Below are 16523 nucleotides of genomic sequence, written 5' to 3' on the forward strand. Positions count from 1 at the left end.
GCCAACAGTTTCAAGATATGAATTTGCTACCGCTGCTTTAAGCAAATCACGATTGTACTGAAATCCGGACAATCCTTTTGCAGGGTACTCAATATTTAGTGCACGATCAACAAAAATATCCAATGTTTTTAGAGTTCTAAATAACCTACTCTGATTCAGAGTCATTTTATAACCAAATAGACTGTTTTATCGAGATATTCTTTAGGACAATCTACTTTTGCCCCATTCCCAAATTTTGTGACTTTTCTGACCAAGTACCCCTGGATGCCCTCAATTGTCAATCTGGTAGATGGTTCAATGTCAATAGTTCGCATAGTATATACAAAGTATATACTTTAAAATATTTAAAGTTTCGTTGAATGTCGTTGACGAAAAAATCACTACAGAAGAAATAGTTCAGTTTCCAATGGATGTATCAGATTCTTTCGGAGATACTGACAAATAATAATATTTATTAGAGAAACTAACATTAACTGCTTCTCAGTTCACACCCGAAACCATGAAAATTTCATCGGTTGATCTTAAATTGTGGGTATTAAGACAGTTTGATTTCTGAAATGATGATCTCAATAGAGAAATTCTGTAAATTTTCCAAGTAATACTTCAATAAACAAGTTCGGTTGATACATAAATGTTATAGGTAACTCTAATCAAAATCAAATTGTGTTATTCTAATTGTTAAAACCGGATGAAAAAAATGTAAGAAATATTGATTGATAAGAAAATTGCGTGATCATTCAGGTTATAATAATGAGTGTCATTAACAGACCCCATTCATGTTTAACGAAAATGATGATATTATTTTCATCTTAAAAATTGAATATCATGAAAGTCCCATATTCTCCAAGGATTTTCGTCAACATTAAGTGGTGTACCATTCCAATCCCAAACTCCAAATATAACAGCCCCTTTTAAATGAATAATAACGCTGATACCAACTAAAACGAGTAGAACAAATGTCCAGATTTTTTTAGAAGAAGGTTTCATAGAAGATATTTTTGATAAAACTGGGATAATAAAATAGAGTAATAATGGATTTACATCCAGAAAAAATCGTGGGCCGTAAGAATGGCCTGCCCACCAATGAGGATACATGGAAATTGCAATCCAATGGAAAAAAATCGTCATAAGGACAACGATATCAAATATATCGATAGATTTTGTTTTAATCTTTAAGTACACACCATAAATACTGAAAATAAAAAACGGAGAAAATATTAATAAACCTCTTGCAGGAGAAAAAACATTTCCAATTAAGGCCTCAAAGATAACAGGAGAAAAATTAGTTATTCTTTCTGCTAAAAAATATGGCGGTAATATTGCATTGTATATGGAGAGATTCAGGATAATAAAAAGGAAAAGCGGAATAAACGTAAGAATACAATATTTTCCAATTCTTTTGTAACTATCCCTGTTACAATACAGCATATATAACGAAAAAAGAACAAGAGAGATAGCATTTGTGGGGCGGATTATGTATGCAATACTAAGAGGGATTCCAACATAAATTGAAAGGTGTGGTTTTTCTTTTGCATATAACATTCCTAGAAAAGCCAACTCCAGGAATAAAATCGACGGACCATGCATCCAAAATCCTCTACTTGCAACAGACCACAATGACGTAGCAAAAGCAAAAATCAGGGATATCAAAATTGCATAATTATTATTTAAATATTTTCGGGCAATAAAATAGAATAGAATTACGCAGAGTGCAGAAACAATTGATGCAATGGTCTTTTCATACAATAAATCATATAACCTATTATCTATTACCTTTAAAATGATATCCGGGTTGATTCCAACACTTTCCCCGACTTGAAGAATAATAGGTTCGATATCAACTGAGGAAATTCTCAGAATAAAATCTAAAAAAAATACTAATGGAATTGCAAGAATTGAATTCGCATAGGGAAAATAGGAGTAATAATGCCCGTTATTATTAGTTATTCTATAGTCCTTATCATTCTCGAATGATACATACTCATCTAAATCAAAATTTCCCTCATAAATGATACTTTTTGTGAGGGGAATATAATATTTGGAATCAAATGAAGTTACAATAGGGCATAGTAAATATATGCTAAAAATAAAAAAAAATAAAATAACAGCAGTATAATAATCCGAATTTATCAATTTTTTGTGTATTTGCATAATTCTGGTTAGATTTAGAATTTTTTACATTATTTACTTATCGAATAATCATTTTCTCCAATTCTATAAATGGGAGAAATTTCATTTCTTTTGTTTAATTAATTATTTATCTTATTTTTGGCATTGAATACAAATAATGCGACCATGCCCAATCCTACAGCAAACCAGAGGGTTGCTACACGGGTAAGAAGAGTTGCAGAAACCGCTGCATCTAACGGAATTTTCTCAGCGGTAATCAGAACCGTCATTAATCCTTCGGTAGCTCCAAGACCTCCGGGAATCATGACTAGCAATCCTGCTAAAGTTGAACTAGCGAAGATAAAGACTGAAACCATGATATTTACCGGATATCCAAGCCCCTCAAGTGCAAGAGAAAGACAAAGACATTCAAAAAACCATGATACACATGAAAGCAGGACACTTATTAGTAATGGTGCCGGACCGGAAAGAATCTTTGTTGAGTTAAGAATTGTGTCTAACAAAGGAAGAAACTTACTAATCCGGATAGATTTTGACATCCAAGTTCTGAACCAGGAAACAAATTTTGCATTTTGAATGAGTACTATCAATAAGATAAGAACTATACCCATTATCACTCCTGGAATAATGCCAATTCCCAATAATGCAGCACTTATTAAAAGTAGAATAACCATACCAAAAAGATCTGTCAACCTTTCAATGAGGACCACCGGAGTAGTATGTCCAGAATCATGACCAAACCTTGTCAGTAAATATGGCTTAATAAGTTCTCCACTTTTAGCCGGAGTCAGTGTCATCGAAAAACCAGAAAAAAAGCATAAAAAACTAGTCAAAAATGGAATACGGACATCAATCTTTCTCAGTAAATATTCCCATTTTACAAACCTGATAAGATAATTCACAAAAGCAAAAAGCAACATTAAAACAAACAAAACCAAAGGAAAAGAAGAAATAATATTTACCGTCTGATCAAAGTTCGAATAGATAATAAAAACTGCATAGATTACAGCAGCGAAGATAATTATTCTGATATATTGATGGATCTTGTTTTGTTTCATTTTCTTAATTTCCTGGTAATTATTGATATCAGATGGTAAAATGGTAGACTACGATTATATTGGATATTTGCACAATGAAGGTTTATCAAAAATTCTTTTGGACTGTCAAAAGGAGCAATGCGAACAGTTGTTCTAAAGAGTTCCCACCGACAATGAGCATCTGAACCACCAGTGATTAATAAATTATTTTTTGCAGAAAATTTTCTCGCAGTGGTAATATCCCCATCTGATAATGTCCGGGAATTATAAACCTCTATTGCATGAATTTTGGGTAAAAGTGAGGAGATTGTTTCATACTTCATTGCACTTTTCCTATATCTGTCCCCGGGATGCGGAATAATTGGAATCCCCCCCTGATCCAGAATGTTATCAAGAGTTTCTTCTGGTGAATGATAAGGAGGGATCTCCTCATTTAAAAAAAGACCAATTATCTCTCCATGAGTAGTCTTTATCTCTGCAGAAATAATTGACGGAATTCTATCATCATGATAGTATCCCATCTGGTGATAGTTTAATGACCCCAGAATAGAATTATGATCGCAAATAATTGGGGTCACCCTTGCCTTTTTTGCCAGTGTATGGATCTCTCTTATGGAGAGTAGACTATCCCGGGAATATCTGGAATGAATATGCATATCCAGGAGAATATCGTCAGAATCCATAAAGAACTAACACCACCACTGCAAACCAGAGAAGGAGGTTGGTAAGGAAAGCATATTCTTTCAGAAGATCATCCGGGTCTAGACCTGAAATAAGGGATTTTGATAAGAAAGAGAAGATTCCAAAGATCGCAAATGGAATTGTTAAGACAAAGTATGAAGTATGTGAACCAGTAATTGCATAAATCAGATAAACCATCAGGACTGCAGTTGCAGATAATATCAAATAAGCCTGGAGAACGATTCCATTATACTCACCAAGAACCGGACGATGAGCAATTGCACTTTCAATAATTCCTATTTCAGAATACCGTTTCGAAAAACCAAGTAGTAACGCTAAAAGAAACGCTGCAGTAAATAACCATGGGGAGAGAAAAACATCTGCTACGATGCACCCTGCAAGAACACGTAAAACAAATCCAACTCCGATGACAATAACATCAACAATAGCAACGTTCTTGAGCCAGTAAGTATACGCAATGTTCTGAACTATATATAATCCAATTACACAACCAAAGAGGGGATTCATATGAGTTAATCCGATTATTGTAAGAATAAAAAGAATAACTACAAGAAACAACGCCTCTTTCACCGATATTGCTCCGGATGGCAGTGGACGTTTCAGTTTTTTCGGGTGATGGGAATCACGCTCTTTATCACGAATATCATTGAGAATATAGATAATTCCTGATACTGCACAAAAAACCAGGGTTGCAATAATTACAGAAAACAGTACATCCAAAGAAAATAAGAGGTCACCAAAGAGTAGTGGTGTCAGAACAAGAAGGTTCTTGTACCACTGTTTTACTCTGATAAGTTGTAGGACTGACTTAATATTGATCAAAAAGTCTGCCCCAGGGTGTTTTGGAGAATGAATGTATCCTGCGTCTCCCTACCAGGTTATACCAGAGATAATCATGATAAAAGGCAGAACCAAAAACAGCAAGCATAAAAAGTGATGTTTTGAAAACCAGTGGCTCTAAAAATGATAGTTTGCCCTTTCTAAAGAGTTGATCTCCTGCAACAACGGGGCTTTTACCCGTAAAAAACCGGAAGTTAAGATTGGATATATCATCACCCAGTATTTCGATCTGGTCCGGATCACCACATCCAAGTCCCTCATCATGTGCCATTCTGATGAAGGGTATCTGCATTGGGTCAAATCCCATGATTTTTGCACTTATTGAATCAATTGCTACCTGATCATGGCTTGCAAGTAAGATGTTCCCTTCATAAGGGATCATGGTACGTGGACCCGGACCATTCCCACACACCGCACCATCCATAATTGCAAATATTCCCTGATGTATCTCCTTTTGAATTTTTAATAAATCTACGAGCACTTCGTGTATGAGACGGTGACAATGATGTCTTCGTTCAGTAATAAGGCCACCAAAAGCATTTTTCATCGCTCCGGTCATGGTGGTATGCCCATGAGTTTTCACCGTTGGAAGGTGAATCATATTTTTTCCAACAAAGAAAGAGGGAAGAGTATGTGTTCCTTCAAATATTTCATCTAATGCAGGGGTTTCTGCATGAATTTGATACGGTTTCCACTCCACATCAGTTAAGGGTATGAATGGTATGTTATATTTCTGTAAAACCGGACTCCATTTGTTACCCACAACCCCTTTCTCAATCTTTGTAACCACCGTCCGGTTTTCCGTAGCAGTGAGGTTATGGTATCCTCTGCTGCGTAATGCACTAGCAACGCCATCAAGCTGCCAGGGTTCAGTAGAACACGCCGGATAATATAGAGACCAAGAAAGATTTAATTTTATGAGGGTTTCTGAATCCGGAGAGATATGATCAGATATTTTACCGATTTCCAAAAGGTTGTCATAGTCTTTTATGATATTATGAGGATTAGTTATTAGCGCTGATACAGAAGATGACATAAATTATTCTCTTATTTAATTTGATATAATATTGTTTAACTGTATTCAACAGGGTATTCGTAATAATGGCAATATGAGAAATTTGATTGTAATTGAAGATGACTACAGCATGAAATATTGTACCTATTTTTGATAAAAAAAATATATCTTCACGAAAATCTGTGTTTAATTTTATAATCACAGTTTTTTAACAGATGGTAAGTTCCCTATATATTCTTTCTATCCTAATGAAAGCATAAATGCCTTATTACAAAAGTCCCCGCCGCAACCGGACATCAAACACCTTATCATATGTTCATCGTATCACAACCTTTTTGCTTATGCTCTTCCTTGTTACCTTTTGATATCATGCAGAGAAAAATAACTGTAATCCAATTGTTGCTTATTTTAATAATTACTGGATTTTTATGCGTTGGATGTCTTGCACAATCAAAAGAGCAGCCATCATTCAATCCGGATCCGGAATTTGAAACAGCCGTACTGGACCCCTGGATGATACCTGTTCAAGTTCTCCCGGAACAGGGTATTAACTCTGAAGAGATGGAATCTATCAGAGAAAGAGGGGTTGAAAGTCAGCCAGCCGAAGTTGAAAATTTCGGCAATGGTGGCTCTATCAAAGGCGGGCCATCAGCAATTATCCTTCTTGTGAGTGGAGTTAAGGGAATGAGTACCTTAGAAAACCACCGAAACTGGATAGATGTGATGAGTTATTCCTTCAATTCAGGTGAAAACCCGGAAAACGAAAAAGTATTCGGAGAAAATTATCTGACGATTACCAAACACGTGGATATTTCAAGTCCGGTCCTCTTTAATCTTATGAAATCCGGAGGAGGCCCGGTAAATGAGATAGAGATAGAGATACTGGGAAGTGGACAGGTAATGGCTGAATTACTCATGAAAAATGCAAGAGTTGTCGGGTATTCCTCTCATAGTGATCCAAATGATCAGTTTATTGAGATGGTAACTTTTGCCGCCAGTGATGCACAATGGAAGATGCCATTGTATGATGATAAAGGAATGGATAAATGAGTTTTTTTCCTTTTCAATGATCTGGTAACTTCCTGTTTTTTGGACCTACGGGTAGCAATTCATTCCTGAGCATCGGGTCTGCTTGTCCTGACCCGCCATCATCATAAGTTACCCGTTCATTCGGATACCGGGCATTGACAACATCATTGGAGAGAGTAATTTCAGGGAGGATATGTTCGTTCATTATTTCACTGAGAGTTCTACTCCGGTTTCCTAAAGGGTCGCGAGAATGGATGTATGTAAAGAACTTGTATGTTGGTTCTGCCTGTTTTTGTGAACTATGAGTAATTGCACCAAAGACACTATCCTGGCTCATTCTTTCTATCTCCTGTTCTGCCACCCTTTCTTGGTCAAATACTCCGATTATATGGTGGCTGAGCCATTTGTGCTCTGTTCCTTTAACATCTCCAACAATAACAAAATCATTCACCCCTTTTCCATTCTCCTGTCCTATCGAACGTTCCCCCGGGATTCCAGTATTCAAAAAACCAGAACAGGTATCATATGTAATAGAAGATGGCAGGGTTACTTTGTCCTGTTCATCATTGGCACAACCGGACTGTAAAACCGGATTTAATGGTGCAAGGGCTGCTATCATGTCATCCAGGGTGCCAAGGTATGGTTCAGGGATTTTTGTGTGCTTAAGACGTTCAATTCTGGCCTCATCAGGAGAATAATCTGTATAACCGTCCCATCCACTGTGATAAATGCTGTGATGGTGAAGTGCAATCTCATGCCCGTTCTTCTCCCATGACCGGACCTCTGCAAGTTTTTCCTGGTCAGATCCAATCATCGTTCCCCATTGCGGGGTAAACATAAGAGTCAGTGATAATCCATATTCATCTGCCCGACTGACCATCTCCCTAAGTACCGAGTATGCAGCCTGAAGTTTTTGTTCCTGGTGGGGATCCCCATGAAATGGCTCATTATGGACTGCAATAAAATATAAAGGAAGAGGATTGGGTATTGGACCTGTGTCCGGGCGAAAAACCTTTGACTCCGCAGATACCGACGGGATGGAACATATTATTAGAAAAAAGCACAGGAGAATCGATATTGATGAATAGAAATTTTTGGTTCTGCCGGGTTGGAGCATCATATATGATGGTGATATGGACTCAAAAGCCAAAAAGATATCCATTGCATAGGATCTGTTTTCAATAATTTTGGTAAACCTACCATATTCACCATTTTTTCTGAATATTTTCCGGTAGACAATCGAAATTCCCGGTCTTTCATTCCATTCGTTTTTTACGATTCAGTGAAAGAATATTCTATGGGTAGTATCGGTACAATACACGTGAATAAAAAAAAGAGGGATTATTCCATCTGATAGTTCTTTTTCAGTTCTTCCCATTCATGTGATTGCATCAGGAGATCTAGACCGGTGTTCATGGTTTCGAGAAGTTCTGAATTGCCTTTTTTCACTGCAACACGATAGTGATCATCTGTCTCAAACTCCCCGATAACATGGCAGTCACACCCGTCCATATGGGTCTTAATTAAAGAACTCGCACTGATTACTGCATCAATATTGCCTGCCTGTAGTTCATCAAATGCTTCGTTCATTCCTTTGTACCCGAAAAGTGATTCAGGTGCCTTATATTAATACAAGGGTTAGGGAGAACCTTCTCTTTATCATATTCTCTGGTTTTACTTGGTACCCATGAGAAATTATGTATAGAGATGTAATTCCCTCAATAACACTCCATCCAGTTTTCCATCATATCGAGTAAGTCTGTTCGTACAAAAGGGAACCGGAATAATTTTCCCTGGAATTAAAAAGCTTTCAAATATACTCCCGGATTTCTAATAATTATTTGCCATGCAGCAGCGTGATGCATATCATTATGATCTCACCTCTTGAAATGGTTCAACATCTGAAATATCAGAATTTTTACTTCTTTTTTTCAGATTGGACGAACCCACACATTATTATGGTGAGAAGCATGCTTGAAAAAATAGGTGAACTACAAAAAATTACGAGGTTATCCCTGGTTATAACCATTGTTTTTTTGTTCGTGACGTTTTGTGTATCAGGAGAAACCTTAGGGAAAGTTCCGTCTTCGATGATTGTAATGAGAAATCAGACTGGAACTGTGCAGGAAGTAAATACTCCCTTTGCACAGTTTTCATTTCCTCCCGGAGTAACATCAATTACACCGTCCATACCTGATGTTTCCGTCAGGAAATTGGAAGATCAAAAAAATATTGATTTTGATAAATCCCGGGCTGTTGCCCTTCCAAAAGACCGGATAATACTCACTCCACCAAAAAAAGTGGATTACACGCCGTATCTATCATTTATCCGGACACAGGATGGTAATGGGGGATGTTTAGGCTTTACCCTTATGCACTTGATGGATATCCTCAAAGAGATGGAACATCCCTATACTCCGGATAAATCATTTGCATACATGCATTTACGACAGGAACAGTTACGGGATAAAGAAGGTGTTCCGGATACAAAAATGTCTGAAGAACTTATTACGAAATATGGAGTGGCGTCAGAAGTGGTGTATCCATCTGATTACTCCGGATGCACAAAAAACAGTGAGGGTATATATGTCACTGATAACATGCCTCCCTTGAGTGATACTGCCAAAAACGAAGCAACATACTATAAAATTAAATCACAGGAATTTACCAGCCCGGTCGATGTGGATACATTAAAAACCCTTCTAAATGAATATGGCCCGGTTGGAGGTCAGGGAGGGAGTGATGTCTGGGTAAACCATAGTATGTTAATTGTCGGATATGATGATGCAACAGAGAATTTTAAAGTATTGAACAGCTGGGGAGATTATTGGAAGTATGGAGGGGGCATTGGAGACGGATTTTTCTTCTGGCCATACAGCAGGGTTTCAGAGATAAGTATGCTAAAATCATTAGTAAATGAACCCTCTGATAGGTCCGGGGGAGATTATGCATATACGGCCCGGATAGGAGTCAACGCCCCGTATTCAAGAAATTCCCTGGTAATTAGTATCGGGGTTGAAGGTGAAACGCCATTAACTATTTGGAATGCCCCAAATAAAATCGGACCATGGCCGGATTATAACAGTGACCTGACACTTGATGTATACCTTCCTTCCTATGCAAAATCTCACTGGCCTCCGGGAGATGAGTGGTACGTGAAGGTGAGTAATACCGGTGCAGTCAATGCAGTGGTTGACGAGATAGTATTTGCAAAACTGAACAAAGATTTACTATGTAAAACGGTTGGAAGATTTACCACTGATACCTACAAACCATCCCCCGGAACACTTCCGGTCACCATCCCGCCAAAATCTGAAAAGATGATATATCTTTCAGACCCGGGAGACTCTCAAAAACCAGAACTCGATTATGGAGAAATATCCGTGGAAAGATCGCTCAACCTTCTTTCAGGAACGGTGACTGGCCTGGATTCCTTATCTAATACCGCCAAAGCAGCAGAAGTTGTACAGATTAATGAGAACAATCTGAAAAATTATGTTGTGGATACAGATTTGAAGATTCCGGACACCGGTGAAGATGTAGATGACACGGGTAAGGTACTTGCAAAAAGGGATATCATTGAACCGGGAGATTATACTATCACTGATCAGTCCAACAAAAATCTTATCAGATCGGTTACCATATACCGTCTTGTCCCTGAAGTATGTGTGAATATGCCAGATAAGTGGGATGTTATCGGGACTGCAGTCATCGAAGGGGATAATACCTTTTCTTTCACTATTCCTCAGCAATACATCCTGGATACCCTGGCGGTTGCCTATTCTGATTCAGGAACCGTGGTAGTTTCTTCTGAACCTATCCCATCACCGTCAAAAACTGCCCTGACTAAAGAGCCATTAACTGAAAAAGCAATAGATTTTTCAGTGGATCCAATTGCTGAAAGAAACAAGGTTTTACCGCTCCGGGTAAATCCCATATGATCTTTTTTTGGGATTAGAAAGAGAAACACAGGCTATTTTCTGGTTAAATTTTCAGGAAGGTCTACCCCCAGAGAGACTTCATGGTTATCCGGAATCATAAATGGTTTGATGATAATATTTTTGAAAGATAGAACCGGACCTGGGGGAATCCCTGGCTTTCCTGAATAGGACCAGTAATTATAGATACTCGCTCTTCTCTCTATTTACATACAATATGACACCGGACGAATATTGTGACTTATCCCGGTATGAGATGGCTGATCTCTACCTGGACCTTGCAAAAACCCTGTATGAAGCAGGAGCCACGGTCCAGCGGGTTACGGATTCGGTTCGGTGGCTGGCCGGAGAACTGGGAGATACCAATGTTCATATCTTTGTCGGGTACGAAACCATCGAACTTAGTATACTCCATCATGATCATATTGAAAGCCGGCTGTATGTTATCCGGGAACCGTTTAAGGTAAATATTGCGGTTCTCCACCAGGTAAGCCTGCTTCTTCACCGGATTGCTTCTTATCAAGGGGATATCTGTGCCATCAGGGCAGAAATCCTCCGGATACAGAATGGAAAACCAATATACCCGCCACTTCTTATTTTCTTTCTCACTAGTATTGCCTGTGCCTCATTCGGGTGGCTCAACCATGCAGATATATCCTCACTTTTCATCATCGGAATATCTACATTTTGTGCATTATCAATCAAATTCAGGTACGGAAAACGACTCAATAACATCTATCTCTCTACCCTGGTAACTGCATTCACAGGAGGATTGTTTGCTGCGATACTTTCCAGGATAATCCCTACCACTACACCTGAAGTAGCCCTGATATCAAGTGTTCTCTTTCTTATTCCCGGATTTCTCCTGATAGACGGAGGACTTGATATCATCCGTGACCATACCAGTTGTGGTATTGTCCGGCTGGTCTCTGCTTCCACCCACATCTGTATTATTTCAGGTTCTCTTCTTATTCCTCTTGGACTCCTGGGAACTGTGGTTCATGCGAATGAAACCACTCCCGATCTTCTCTTTTCCATCCTGACCATGAGTATCGCTGCCGGAATTGCTGCATCCGGCTTTGCACTCCTCTTTAATACTCCTCTTTTTGTTTTACCGGGATGCATACTCTGTGGTATGGCCGGAAGAATGGCAAGAGAGATCGGGGCGTTATTTGGACTGGATACGTTCTTCTGCATTTTTTTTGGTATGGTGGTGGCAACCATCATCGCAGCGTATTATGGGAGGCTCACTCATGTACCCGGCGTCTTTATCGCTGTAATAGCTGGCATTACCATGATTCCGGGTCTTGCCATGATCAAGGGACTGCATGGACTATTTGCTATAGCCCACACCGGGACAATTCTTTCAGAAACGATGGTTATGTATTCCCTGCAACAATGTCTCTACGCCGGAGTTGTTGCATTTATCCTGATTGCAGGAATCATCATTCCGTCACTGGTCATCTATCGCACTACGCCAAGGGTATGATATCAGGTTTCGGCAGTATGAAAAAAAGACTATTTATTAGGTTATTATTATGTTATTTCAAAACTTTTACTGGCCGCTATAAAATAATAAAATACATATACCTGACTCAATAATGGTTATCTCATGAACTGTTTTAGTATTATGAAACTCTTTACAATAATTTTGCTGGTTTTTCTGGTTGGATTCTGTAACGCAGATGAAACTCCCATGTTTCTCGCAGAGGTACAAGGGGGCTCGGGCACCATTGTAAGTGAAGAGGATGGCAGATTTGCTGTAACTATTGAAAATTATGGCCGGTATTTCAACACTACCGATGGAAATTCCACCTTCTCGATGCCGGTAGAACACCTTTCTACAGTGTTATGGCCTTCTTATGCTGCGATAACATTTGCAGATGAGAACGGAGAGTCAGTATCCCTGGTAACCGTTGAAAACCTCTCTCTATTAGAGGAAGAAAACACACTGAAACTCCAGGTCACACCAGTTTCTTTCTATGAAGGTGAACTGCTCACCGCATTTGCAGAAGATATTGATGGACTGGATTCCATTCAGAATCAGTCCTTTGAGAGCACGAAGGTGTATTTTGAAATCACAAGGCAGATACCAGAAAATGAGCAGTTATGTTGTCCGGGAAATCATTGGTTAGAAACTGACCGGTGTTGTCAAAATGAAGGGCAGGGAAATATTCTGTGCTATTGGGATCGGTTTGTTCCGTGTTCGTAAAAACATTGATATATGAGATTTTAGGGTTGGTAAAACTCTGAAAACAATGGTTTGGTGACTGTGGCACTGGTAGTAACTTCGGGTAAATCCTGAATAATTGAAGAGGAGCATTCCCGGATGTGGAATAATCGAATACAACCGAAAAGAATTTTCGCTATCTTCCTGTTCTTTTTTTTCCTTCTTTTTGCATGTACTATTGCTGTTGCAGATGAACCGGTATATATCGGGGTTCTTCTTCCGTTAAGCGGCCCGGACGGGCAGTCATACTATGATGCATTAACCCTGGCCCGTGACCAGATTAACGCCGGGGGTGGCATATTCGGAAGACCGGTTGAATACGTCCTTCGTGATACCAGAACCGGCGATCTCATGACCTATGCCAACAGTCTGGCAAGGGATAAGCGGGTGAGTGTAGTAATCGGCCCGTACACCTCTGCAGATCTCTTTTCGATAGCGGACCTCTTTATCCGGTATCAGAAAGTCCTCATCACTCCGTCTGCATCATCAGACGAGATATATCGTGCATATGCCAAAAATTGGTATGTCTGGCGGACTATTGGAAATGATGGTGATGTCGTTCCGGTCGTCATGGATCACATCCGGAAAAATGAAGGGCATAACGTTGCTCTTTTAAGTGTAAACAGCTCGTATGGGAAGACGTTTTACGACTGGATGCCCTACTGGGCAATAGAGAAAGGGATTGATATAACCGGAGCACAAGAGTTCTCATCAGCGGATGAGATCCCTGACGCCGTCAGACAGTTAACAGAGACTGCACCTGATTACCTGGTTTTTGTCTATTCCGGATCAGTTAGTGAGATAGTAACCGTCATTGACACACTGGAAGAAGACAACTCATCAGTCCACCCATACTTTATCTATCCAAACATCGATGAAGAGGGCAGGATATCAGAACGGGCAGATCCTGACCTTCTCTTGTTTCTCCTCAGTTCAGGGCTTTGGAGGATAACGAACTCCAGCACCATGACAACCCCGCTCCCTGACAATACGCTTATCCTGATGAATCCAGAGTGGGATGTGGGTTTTTCAGAAGAATTTTCTGCTATTTCCGGGAATAACCAGGCAGGATATATCCCGGAAGTGTATGATGCAGCCCTTGTTTCTGCCATGGTAATGGCACAATTTATTGCAAATCCTGAAAAGTCTCCTGGAAATGCAGCGATGAGTCTGCTTACCGAAGCAGATGGGGACCCTGTACCCAGAACTCCGAATGGATTTCAGGAGGCTATACAACGGATACAAAAAGGAGATGCTCCCATCCTGACCGGTGCAACCGGTCCGCTCACCTTTAAATCAGATGGGCTGGATCGGCAGGTGACAAATCATGCAACGTATAAGATTGAGGACGGCAGGATTGTTTCAGATCCGGTCTTATTAACCAGAACCGGAAAGGAGTTAGCCAATCCCCGAACACCCGGGAGTGTTGGAAATTCCACCATAATTCCGGCGGATGACTACCCGGCAGGGGAATTCTGGGCAGTTATAGGAGCACTTTCAAAAGACTGGAATAATTACCGCCACCAGGCTGATGCCCTGACGATCTACAACCTGCTTAAGGACCGGGGAGTTTCAGATGACCGGATTGTCCTTCTTGTTTATGATGACATCCCGACTGACAAGAGAAATACCAAGCCCGGTGAGGTATACCACATTCCGGATGAGAAGGAGGTTCGGAAAGAGGCGTATCCTGATTTTGTCGGTGAAGAGGTTACAAAAGATCTACTCCCGGCGATTCTTTCCGGAACCGGTGCAGAATCAGAATCCGGTATGCTCCGGTCTGATGAGAACTCAACCGTCCTTCTCTACCTTACATCACATGGATCCCCTGGTGGAGACCTTCTCGTTGGTGAAGGAAATGAAACCATCACCCCGGCCGGAATTGCCGATCTTATCGGGGATATGTACAAACAGAAACGGTTTGGACGGATGCTGCTTGTTCTTGAGTCCTGTTTCAGCGGGGCGGTTGCAGATGCGATAACTACTCCAAAAACCATTGTCATGACCGCTTCTTGTGCAGATGAGACATCAAAAGCCGCTAGCTATGATCCTGAGTTATCTGTATGGCTCTCTGACGAATTCACGAAAGAACTGGTATCACAGTTACGAAATGCAGACAGATCCCTCACCCTGCGGGAACTCTACCAGCAGGTATACTATAACGTCAGGTCATCACACCCTGGAATCTCAACCGGGAATGAACTCCTTGACCTGCCGGCTGTGAGCTTCTTTGGAGGCGTAGAATGAAAATACAACGAGTAAATTCCCTTCCTGAAAGAGAGGCACCAGTACACCGGAACGGTCTTATGAATAAAAATTCTCATCCGGCCTGGATACGAACCGGGATTCTCATCGCCCTGCTTATGGTCATAGGAGTTCTCATAACCCCGTGTGCAGCAGAGAATACAACGATACAGGTTGGTGTTATCCTGCCACTGAGTGGGGCCTATGAAGTCATTGGGAATGAACTTCTTCAGGGAATTCTCCTTGCTGCAGATGAGATTGAGCAGGAAGGTGAAGCTCTCGGATACCACCTTTCTCTTCGCACAGCTGATGATAGTGGAGATCCAGAGACCGCCCTTTCGCTGTATAAGGAGATGCAGGCCGAAGGAGTCCCGGTGATCATCGGTTCATATACGACGATGCTGACCCTTCCGATGGCACAAGAGTCAAAGAACCCGTCATCCCCGGTCCTGGTCTCTCCCCGGGCGAATGGTGAAGATCTCTATGGAATCTCCCCACGGTTTTTCCAGGTAAATCCTCCCATCTTCTCCTTAAGCAGGTTCATTGCCGACTGGCTGAAGTACTCATCAGACCGGACATCTGTCATTTATATCGATGATGCATATGGCAGTTCTGTCCTTACGCACATCAAAAACGGGCTTAAGCAGAATGATGTCCAGCTTATCGGTGAATTCCCGCTTACCGATGATCCCGATTACCGCCTCCTGACAGAGCGTGTTCTTGATACCGCTCCTGATGCGGTTGTTATTGTCGTCTACGATAACCGGCAGATCCCCTTGATAAGTAACCTTTCACAGGCCGGTTTTAAGGGACAGGTGATAGTGACGGAATCCGCTCTCATGAGCAACCTGGAGGAAGAGATACCAGATGACCTTGAAACATTTGCCTTGTTTACCATCCTGGCATATACAAACCTGGTACCTGGTGAACATGCAGATCGGTTTTTGTCTTCTTACCAGGACCGGTTCGGAGAAGATCCCTCAAGAACTCCTGCAGGATACGGGTATGACTCCCTGATGGTGATTTCCGAGGCATTACGCACGATTCCATGCACAAACGGAACGGTTACACCGGATATGATACAGGAAGGATTAAACCGGTCAAACTATTACGGAGTGACTGGTCCAAAGGTGTTTGACTCTCATAATGCAGCAGGAACGGCAATGGACCGGTGGGGATTTGTTAATGGAAGACTGGAACTGATGGCTATCACTCTGTAACCGGGGGTTGCGAAGCTCGTAGTGGAATAGAATGGATTCCAACCATTTTTACCTGATTAATTCAGGATATATTGTAAGACCCGGAAAAAGACTGGTAATAGGCTGTTATTCATAAAAAAGCATAAGAATTATTACATT

Annotated in this window: 14 protein-coding genes; 6 read left to right on the forward strand and 8 right to left on the reverse strand. The window is 40.6% G+C overall.

Annotated elements, in window-relative coordinates:
* Positions 1–161: 161 nt before the first annotated feature.
* From DLD82_RS19595 to DLD82_RS12695, 6 genes are all read right to left on the reverse strand, one after another.
* Positions 162–314, reverse strand: a complete 153-nt coding sequence (locus DLD82_RS19595) for a DUF2080 family transposase-associated protein (protein WP_011449332.1) — start codon at positions 312–314, stop codon at positions 162–164.
* Positions 315–804: 490 nt separating this feature from the next.
* Positions 805–2151, reverse strand: a complete 1347-nt coding sequence (locus tag DLD82_RS12675) for a glycosyltransferase family protein (RefSeq protein WP_109941500.1) — start codon at positions 2149–2151, stop codon at positions 805–807.
* Between the two features lie 98 nt (positions 2152–2249).
* The gene (locus tag DLD82_RS12680) at positions 2250–3188 is read right to left on the reverse strand and encodes a lysylphosphatidylglycerol synthase transmembrane domain-containing protein (RefSeq protein WP_109941501.1); all 939 of its coding nucleotides are present in this window, start codon (positions 3186–3188) and stop codon (positions 2250–2252) included.
* On the reverse strand, positions 3185–3850 hold the full coding sequence (locus DLD82_RS12685; RefSeq protein ID WP_109941502.1) for a PHP-associated domain-containing protein: 666 nt from the start codon (positions 3848–3850) through the stop codon (positions 3185–3187). Before DLD82_RS12685 ends, DLD82_RS12680 begins: the two co-directional genes overlap by 4 nt.
* The gene (locus DLD82_RS12690) at positions 3840–4691 is read right to left on the reverse strand and encodes a UbiA family prenyltransferase (RefSeq protein ID WP_181391427.1); all 852 of its coding nucleotides are present in this window, start codon (positions 4689–4691) and stop codon (positions 3840–3842) included. The genes DLD82_RS12685 and DLD82_RS12690 overlap by 11 nt, the downstream gene beginning before the upstream one ends.
* A complete protein-coding gene (locus DLD82_RS12695; protein ID WP_109941504.1) occupies positions 4678–5745 on the reverse strand; it encodes a DUF362 domain-containing protein in 1068 nt (355 codons plus the stop codon). The genes DLD82_RS12690 and DLD82_RS12695 overlap by 14 nt, the downstream gene beginning before the upstream one ends.
* A gap of 348 nt (positions 5746–6093) precedes the next feature.
* Here DLD82_RS12695 and DLD82_RS12700 point away from each other — a divergent pair, with 348 nt between their 5' ends.
* Positions 6094–6774, forward strand: coding sequence for a type VI secretion system tube protein Hcp (locus DLD82_RS12700; protein WP_181391428.1), 681 nt, complete (start codon positions 6094–6096; stop codon positions 6772–6774).
* A 13-nt stretch (positions 6775–6787) separates the two neighbouring features.
* Here DLD82_RS12700 and DLD82_RS12705 read toward each other — a convergent pair whose 3' ends face one another.
* Positions 6788–7873, reverse strand: coding sequence for a polysaccharide deacetylase family protein (locus DLD82_RS12705; protein WP_181391429.1), 1086 nt, complete (start codon positions 7871–7873; stop codon positions 6788–6790).
* Positions 7874–8094: 221 nt separating this feature from the next.
* Positions 8095–8343: a type 2 periplasmic-binding domain-containing protein gene (locus DLD82_RS12710; RefSeq protein ID WP_109941507.1), complete on the reverse strand. Its 249-nt coding sequence runs from the start codon at positions 8341–8343 to the stop codon at positions 8095–8097.
* A 380-nt stretch (positions 8344–8723) separates the two neighbouring features.
* Here DLD82_RS12710 and DLD82_RS12715 point away from each other — a divergent pair, with 380 nt between their 5' ends.
* The 5 genes from DLD82_RS12715 to DLD82_RS12735 all read left to right on the forward strand — a co-directional run bounded on the left by DLD82_RS12715 (position 8724) and on the right by DLD82_RS12735 (position 16385).
* On the forward strand, positions 8724–10694 hold the full coding sequence (locus tag DLD82_RS12715) for a C1 family peptidase (RefSeq protein WP_146199790.1): 1971 nt from the start codon (positions 8724–8726) through the stop codon (positions 10692–10694).
* A gap of 214 nt (positions 10695–10908) precedes the next feature.
* Entirely contained in the window at positions 10909–12180 is a 1272-nt protein-coding gene (locus tag DLD82_RS12720) for a threonine/serine exporter family protein (RefSeq protein WP_109941509.1), read from the forward strand.
* A 123-nt stretch (positions 12181–12303) separates the two neighbouring features.
* Positions 12304–12903, forward strand: coding sequence for a hypothetical protein (locus tag DLD82_RS12725; protein WP_146199791.1), 600 nt, complete (start codon positions 12304–12306; stop codon positions 12901–12903).
* A gap of 117 nt (positions 12904–13020) precedes the next feature.
* Positions 13021–15168 carry a C13 family peptidase gene (locus DLD82_RS12730; protein ID WP_109941511.1) on the forward strand — a complete coding sequence of 716 codons (2148 nt, stop codon included), beginning with the start codon at positions 13021–13023 and terminating at the stop codon, positions 15166–15168.
* Positions 15165–16385, forward strand: coding sequence for an ABC transporter substrate-binding protein (locus DLD82_RS12735; RefSeq protein ID WP_109941512.1), 1221 nt, complete (start codon positions 15165–15167; stop codon positions 16383–16385). Before DLD82_RS12730 ends, DLD82_RS12735 begins: the two co-directional genes overlap by 4 nt.
* Positions 16386–16523 lie beyond the last annotated feature (138 nt).

Source organism: Methanospirillum stamsii, from assembly GCF_003173335.1.
Taxonomy (GTDB): Archaea; Halobacteriota; Methanomicrobia; order Methanomicrobiales; family Methanospirillaceae; genus Methanospirillum; species Methanospirillum stamsii.

Coding starts and splice junctions, on each gene's coding strand:
- DLD82_RS12725 (WP_146199791.1), top strand. CDS start 12,304: ATGAACTGTTTTAGTATTATGAAACTCTTTACAATAATTTTGCTGGTT.
- DLD82_RS12710 (WP_109941507.1), bottom strand. CDS start 8,343: ATGAACGAAGCATTTGATGAACTACAGGCAGGCAATATTGATGCAGTA.
- DLD82_RS12730 (WP_109941511.1), top strand. CDS start 13,021: ATGTGGAATAATCGAATACAACCGAAAAGAATTTTCGCTATCTTCCTG.
- DLD82_RS12675 (WP_109941500.1), bottom strand. CDS start 2,151: ATGCAAATACACAAAAAATTGATAAATTCGGATTATTATACTGCTGTT.
- DLD82_RS12735 (WP_109941512.1), top strand. CDS start 15,165: ATGAAAATACAACGAGTAAATTCCCTTCCTGAAAGAGAGGCACCAGTA.
- DLD82_RS12715 (WP_146199790.1), top strand. CDS start 8,724: ATGCTTGAAAAAATAGGTGAACTACAAAAAATTACGAGGTTATCCCTG.
- DLD82_RS19595 (WP_011449332.1), bottom strand. CDS start 314: ATGCGAACTATTGACATTGAACCATCTACCAGATTGACAATTGAGGGC.
- DLD82_RS12705 (WP_181391429.1), bottom strand. CDS start 7,873: ATGATGCTCCAACCCGGCAGAACCAAAAATTTCTATTCATCAATATCG.
- DLD82_RS12685 (WP_109941502.1), bottom strand. CDS start 3,850: ATGGATTCTGACGATATTCTCCTGGATATGCATATTCATTCCAGATAT.
- DLD82_RS12695 (WP_109941504.1), bottom strand. CDS start 5,745: ATGTCATCTTCTGTATCAGCGCTAATAACTAATCCTCATAATATCATA.
- DLD82_RS12680 (WP_109941501.1), bottom strand. CDS start 3,188: ATGAAACAAAACAAGATCCATCAATATATCAGAATAATTATCTTCGCT.
- DLD82_RS12720 (WP_109941509.1), top strand. CDS start 10,909: ATGACACCGGACGAATATTGTGACTTATCCCGGTATGAGATGGCTGAT.
- DLD82_RS12700 (WP_181391428.1), top strand. CDS start 6,094: ATGCAGAGAAAAATAACTGTAATCCAATTGTTGCTTATTTTAATAATT.